2 tRNA genes and 2 rRNA genes are annotated in these 4,662 nt (G+C 48.6%); all 4 read left to right on the top strand.

Going from position 1 to position 4,662, the window contains the following annotated elements:
• The first annotated feature begins 245 nt into the window (after positions 1-245).
• Positions 246-1,761, top strand: a 16S ribosomal RNA gene (locus CDH49_RS15250).
• A 162-nt stretch (positions 1,762-1,923) separates the two neighbouring features.
• Positions 1,924-1,997 (top strand) — tRNA-Ile (locus CDH49_RS15255).
• 146 nt (positions 1,998-2,143) lie between these two features.
• Positions 2,144-2,217, top strand: a tRNA-Ala gene (locus tag CDH49_RS15260).
• A 293-nt stretch (positions 2,218-2,510) separates the two neighbouring features.
• Positions 2,511-4,662: ribosomal RNA gene (locus CDH49_RS15265) — 23S ribosomal RNA — on the top strand; the annotation flags it as partial.

The raw sequence follows: 4,662 nt of genomic DNA on the forward strand, positions 1-4,662 counted from the left end.
AAAAAAACTTTTTTCAAAAAACATTTAAAAAGTATTGCGGGATAAGAAAAAGGGTTTTATATTTGCACCCGCTTAGCAAGGAAACGAGCTGGGATAAGATAAAAAGAAGTTCATAGACATATTGAATTGACAGCGTAAGATCTAGCTGGAAACGGCGAAGATCGACAAAGAGAATAGATTATTTTGAGTATTTGGAATTCCGATTGGTTGTTAAGAACATTAGCGTGATGAGCGCTTAAAAATTAACGATGAAGAGTTTGATCCTGGCTCAGGATGAACGCTAGCGGCAGGCCTAACACATGCAAGTCGAGCGGGATTTGGTAGCTTGCTACCGATGAGAGCGGCGCACGGGTGCGTAACGCGTATACAACCTACCTTTTGCTACGGGATAGCCCAGAGAAATTTGGATTAACACCGTATAGCATATGGACCCTGCATGGGGCCCATATTAAAGGCTACGGCAAAAGATGGGTATGCGTCCTATTAGCTAGATGGTGTGGTAACGGCACACCATGGCAACGATAGGTAGGGGCCCTGAGAGGGGGATCCCCCACACTGGTACTGAGACACGGACCAGACTCCTACGGGAGGCAGCAGTGAGGAATATTGGACAATGGGCGCAAGCCTGATCCAGCCATGCCGCGTGCAGGAAGACTGCCCTATGGGTTGTAAACTGCTTTTATACGGGAAGAAACACCCCCTCGTGAGGGGGCTTGACGGTACCGTAGGAATAAGGATCGGCTAACTCCGTGCCAGCAGCCGCGGTAATACGGAGGATCCAAGCGTTATCCGGAATCATTGGGTTTAAAGGGTCCGTAGGTGGACGGTTAAGTCAGGGGTGAAAGTCTGCAGCTCAACTGTAGAATTGCCCTTGATACTGGTCGTCTTGAATCATTGTGAAGTGGTTAGAATATGTAGTGTAGCGGTGAAATGCATAGATATTACATAGAATACCGATTGCGAAGGCAGATCACTAACAATGTATTGACACTGATGGACGAAAGCGTGGGTAGCGAACAGGATTAGATACCCTGGTAGTCCACGCCGTAAACGATGGATACTAGCTGTTCGGGTTTACCTGAGTGGCTAAGCGAAAGTGATAAGTATCCCACCTGGGGAGTACGGGCGCAAGCCTGAAACTCAAAGGAATTGACGGGGGCCCGCACAAGCGGTGGAGCATGTGGTTTAATTCGATGATACGCGAGGAACCTTACCAGGGCTTAAATGTAAGTTGCATTAGGTGGAGACACTTATTTCTTCGGACCACTTACAAGGTGCTGCATGGTTGTCGTCAGCTCGTGCCGTGAGGTGTCAGGTTAAGTCCTATAACGAGCGCAACCCCTGTTGTTAGTTGCCAGCGAGTCATGTCGGGAACTCTAGCAAGACTGCCAGTGCAAACTGTGAGGAAGGTGGGGATGACGTCAAATCATCACGGCCCTTACGTCCTGGGCTACACACGTGCTACAATGGTAGGGACAGAGAGCAGCCACTGGGCGACCAGGAGCGAATCTATAAACCCTATCACAGTTCGGATCGGAGTCTGCAACTCGACTCCGTGAAGCTGGAATCGCTAGTAATCGCATATCAGCCATGATGCGGTGAATACGTTCCCGGGCCTTGTACACACCGCCCGTCAAGCCATGGAAGCTGGGAGTGCCTGAAGTCCGTCACCGCAAGGAGCGGCCTAGGGTAAAATCGGTAACTAGGGCTAAGTCGTAACAAGGTAGCCGTACCGGAAGGTGCGGCTGGAACACCTCCTTTCTAGAGAAAGACGACCAAAACGAAATACAAAACCTGAGAAAGGGATAGTTTATTCTCATTGCTGTTAATTTAAGATATAATATAGAAACAAGAGACAAGAAGCAAGAAACAAGACTTTTTAGTCCTGAATCTTGAATCTAAAGGTCTTGAGCCTATTAAAACAGTCTCATAGCTCAGCTGGTTAGAGCGCTACACTGATAATGTAGAGGTCGGCAGTTCGAGTCTGCCTGAGACTACAAAGAGAAGTTAAGGGTTAAGAGTGGAAAGTTAAGAGTTCACTTGAAACCATTAGGACGTTCATTAAAAAAGGAAATTTTAGAAGTTGAGTCAAAGGGGTTGTTAAACTTAATAACTCAAAACTAATAACTCATAACTAAGACATGGGGGATTAGCTCAGCTGGCTAGAGCGCCTGCCTTGCACGCAGGAGGTCAAGGGTTCGACTCCCTTATTCTCCACAGGGCCAAGCGTTAAGAAAATGTCTGGTAGACATTTTTAGCGTAGGAGCCAGATGGCGCGTTGGCGTTATCGTAAAGTTCATTGACATATTGAAAAAAGATACATGAAAACAAACTGGATAAGATCCGGTTTGAACAATAATTGGATTGGTTGGTATCACATCGAGCGATATCCAATCGATCAAAAAGTTTGGTTTATGGGGTGTAGGGAACATGATTTGGCATTAAATTGCCGAAGGCTGGGACCGAAAACCGTAGACTGGACAGTAACTCATTAAAAAAGCAAAAAGTACAATAAGCTAAATAAGGGCGTATGGGGAATGCCTAGGCTCTCAGAGGCGAAGAAGGACGTGATAAGCTGCGAAAAGCTGCGGGGACGGGCACACACCGATTGATCCGCAGGTATCCGAATGGGGCAACCCAGCATATTGAAGATATGTTACCCGCAAGGGGGCGAACCCGGGGAACTGAAACATCTAAGTACCCGGAGGAAGAGAAAACAAAAGTGATTCCGTTAGTAGTGGCGAGCGAACGCGGATTAGCCCAAACCGGTGCTGTTACGGCAGCACCGGGGTTGTAGGACCACGACATTCGAAACACAATGAACTAGAACGCCCTGGAAAGGGCGGCCATAGACGGTGATAGCCCGGTATAGGCAAGGCGTGCGTAGATAGTGGTATCCTGAGTAGTGCGGGACACGAGTAATCCTGTATGAATCAAGCGGGACCATCCGCTAAGGCTAAATACTCCTGAGAGACCGATAGTGAACTAGTACCGTGAGGGAAAGGTGAAAAGAACCCTGAATAAGGGAGTGAAATAGAACCTGAAACCATACGCTTACAAGCGGTCGGAGCCCTTCTGGGGTGACGGCGTGCCTTTTGCATAATGAGCCTACGAGTTACCGTTGCTGGCAAGGTTAAGCGATTAAGTCGCGGATCCGTAGCGAAAGCGAGTCTGAATAGGGCGCTTTAGTCAGTAGCGGTAGACGCGAAACCGTGTGATCTACCCATGGGCAGGCTGAAGCTGTAGTAACATACAGTGGAGGGCCGAACCGGTTGACGTTGAAAAGTCTTCGGATGACCTGTGGGTAGGGGTGAAAGGCCAATCAAACTCGGAAATAGCTCGTACTCCCCGAAATGCATTTAGGTGCAGCGTTGATCCATAGTTTTATAGAGGTAGAGCTACTGATTGGATGCGGGGGCTTCACCGCCTACCAATTCCTGACAAACTCCGAATGCTATGAAATGTTAATCAGCAGTGAGGGCATGGGTGCTAAGGTCCATGTCCGAGAGGGAAAGAACCCAGACCATCAGCTAAGGTCCCAAAATATATGTTAAGTTGAAATAACGAGGTTGGACTGCCCAGACAGCTAGGATGTTGGCTTGGAAGCAGCCATTCATTTAAAGAGTGCGTAACAGCTCACTAGTCGAGCGGTCCGGCATGGATAATAATCGGGCATAAACATATTACCGAAGCTATGGCATCGAAAGATGGGTAGGGGAGCATTGTAGTGTCGTCGAAGGTGTGTCGTGAGGCATGCTGGAGAAGCTACAAAAGAAAATGTAGGCATAAGTAACGATAATGCGGGCGAGAAACCCGCACTCCGAAAAACCAAGGTTTCCTCAGCTATGCTAATCAGCTGAGGGTCAGTCGGGGCCTAAGGCGAACCCGAAAGGGACAGTCGATGGACAACGGGTTAATATTCCCGTACCTGCCCACGCTAAAAGTGACGGAGGCGTAAATTTGGTGCGCACTGACGGAATAGTGCGTTGAAGCCAGTGGCAACACGGCGATAGTACACTGAGGCCTCGGCCAAGGTGATAATCCAGAGTAGCGACTTCCAAGAAAAACGAGTGAGGCAGCCCGTACCCCAAACCGACACAGGTGGTTGGGATGAGAATTCTAAGGAGCTCGAGAGATTCATGGCTAAGGAATTAGGCAAAATAGACCCGTAACTTCGGGAGAAGGGTCGCCCATCCTCGGATGGGCCGCAGTGAAAAGGTCCAGGCGACTGTTTATCAAAAACACAGGGCTATGCTAAATCGAAAGATGACGTATATGGCCTGACACCTGCCCGGTGCTGGAAGGTTAAGTGGAGGGCTTAGGGGCAACCCGAAGGTCTTAAATGAAGCCCCAGTAAACGGCGGCCGTAACTATAACGGTCCTAAGGTAGCGAAATTCCTTGTCGGGTAAGTTCCGACCTGCACGAATGGTGCAACGATCTGGACACTGTCTCAGCCATGAGCTCGGTGAAATTGTAGTATCGGTGAAGATGCCGATTACCCGCTGTGGGACGAAAAGACCCCGTGCACCTTTACTATAGCTTAGTATTGGTTTTGGATAAGTAATGTGTAGGATAGGTGGGAGACTTCGATCGTGCGTCGCCAGGCGTACGTTAGTCATTGTTGAAATACCACCCTTTGCTTATCTAGAGTCTAACCCTTG

The sequence above is a fragment of the Confluentibacter citreus genome (assembly GCF_002807055.1).
GTDB classification, from domain to species: domain Bacteria; phylum Bacteroidota; class Bacteroidia; order Flavobacteriales; family Flavobacteriaceae; genus Confluentibacter; species Confluentibacter citreus.